We start from the raw sequence: 1,975 nt of genomic DNA, 5'->3' as shown, positions 1-1,975 counted from the left end.
GCCTCGCCCTGCCCGAGGTCATCGACGGGATCGCGGCCCACGCGGCGGACGCGGGCGCCGACGTGCCGCCCGACGGCCCGGCACAGGAACTGATGGCCGAGCTCTGGTGCGAGCTGCTCGGCACCGAACGCGTCGGCGCGGCGCAGAACTTCTTCCGGCTGGGCGGCACCTCGCTGCTGGCCGCCCGGCTGGTCGCCGCCGTCCACGACGCGTTCGATATCGCCCTTCCGCTGCACACCGTCTTCGAACAGCCCACGGTCGCCGGTCTGACGGCAGCCGTGGAGGACGCGATCCGGGCGGAGCTCGCCGAGCTCGACGACGCCGAACTTGCCGCGGCCACCGACCGAATGACCCTGAATGAGGAGCACAGCCGATGACCACTGGCGTGATCAGCACCGCCGGACACGGCGGCGAACCACCGCACGACCCGGAGTCCACCGAGGCGCGGCGGGCCGAACTGCTGCGGGCCCGACTCGCCGGCCGCCGGCGCCGGGGCGCTGCCTCGGCGCTGCCGAGGGCCGACCGCGACGCGCCGCTCGCGCTCTCGTCCGGCCAGCAGCAGATGTGGTTCCTGAACCGCCTCGCACCCGAGAGTCCCGAGTATCTGATGCCGCTCGCGCTGCGGCTGCGCGGCGGCCTGGACCGGGCCGCCCTGCTCGGCGCGCTCACCGACGTCGTCGATCGGCACGAGGTGCTGCGCACCCGGTACACGATGGCCGACGGCCGCCCCGTCCAGATCATCGACGACGCCCGGCCGCTGGACTCGCCCGTGTACGAGGAGGCCGATCTGACGGGCACCGCCGCCGCGGAACGGGAGATCGCGGCAGCCGAGTTCGTCCGGCGCGAGACCTCCGTCGGATTCGACCTGGAGCTCACGGCCCCGCTGCGGATCCGGCTGGTGCGGCTGGCCGAGGACGACCATCTCCTGCTGGTGGTCTTCCACCACATCGCGGGCGACGACCGTTCCACTGAGGTCTTCACCGGGGAACTCGCCCGGTTCTACCGGCACCGCACCGGCGGGGACGGAGGACTCCCCGCCCCGCTCCCCGTCCAGTACGCGGACTACGCCGCCTGGCAGCGGAGCCGGCTGACCGACGACCTGCTGGCGCCCCGGCTGGCCTACTGGCGGCAGCAGCTGGCCGGTCTGGAGCCGCTGGAGCTGCCTGCCGACCGGCCCAGGCCGGCCGTCCGCGACTGGCACGGAGCCACCGCCCCGCTGACCGTCCCCGCCGACCGGGCGGCCGTACTGCGCGAGCTGGCCCAGGAGCGGCAGACCACCCCGTTCGTGCTGCTGCTGACGGCGTTCCAGGTGCTGCTGGGCCGCTGCGCGGGCCGCACCGACATCGCGGTCGGCACCCCGGTCGCCGACCGCACCAGGCCCGAGGTCCGCGATCTGATCGGCTACCTCGTGGACACCGTCGTACTGCGGGCACGGTGGCAGGGCGACGCGACGTTCGACGAGCTGCTCCGGGACAACCGCGCCACCGTGCTGGACGCCCTGAGCCACCAGGACCTGCCGTTCAGCACGCTGGTGGACGAGCTCCAGCCGGAGCGCGACCTGTCCCGTACCCCGCTGTTCCAGGTGGCGTTCGCCCTCCACTCGGCAGCCGACCGGGCCGCGGCGCTGCCCGGCGTGACCGTGGAACACGCCGAAACCCCGTGGACCGTCGCCAAGTTCGACCTCTCCCTGCAACTGGAGGAACAGGCCGACGGATCGCTGCGCGGCGCCATCGAGTACGCGACCGCGCTGTTCGACCACGGGACGGCCGAGCGGTTCGCCGAGCGCTTCACCCGGCTGCTGGCGGGGATCGCCGACGCACCCGGCAGCAGGATCTCCGAACTGCCGCTGATCGGAGCCGTCGAACGCACCCTGCTGGAGGCCGGAGGCACCGATCCCCGGGCCGCGGACACCCGCCCCACCGGCACCGGGGTCGCAGGGCGCGACGAAGACCTCTGCGTACAGGAAGTGTTCGCC

At 73.6% G+C, this 1,975-nt stretch carries 2 protein-coding genes; both read left to right on the top strand.

What is annotated here, in order from left to right:
- Positions 1-377: phosphopantetheine-binding protein (locus tag ACMZ42_RS26925; protein ID WP_415733406.1), on the top strand; the 377-nt coding region annotated here is incomplete at its 5' end.
- Positions 374-1,975: condensation domain-containing protein (locus ACMZ42_RS26920; protein WP_415733405.1), on the top strand; the 1,602-nt coding region annotated here is incomplete at its 3' end. The genes ACMZ42_RS26925 and ACMZ42_RS26920, both read left to right, overlap by 4 nt.

It is taken from the genome of Lysinibacillus sp. NPDC056185 (assembly GCF_047737915.1).
Classification (GTDB): Bacteria; Bacillota; Bacilli; order Bacillales_A; family Planococcaceae; genus Lysinibacillus.
Note: the sequence above shows the minus strand (reverse complement) of the source record. Positions and strands in the feature narration are given on the sequence as shown.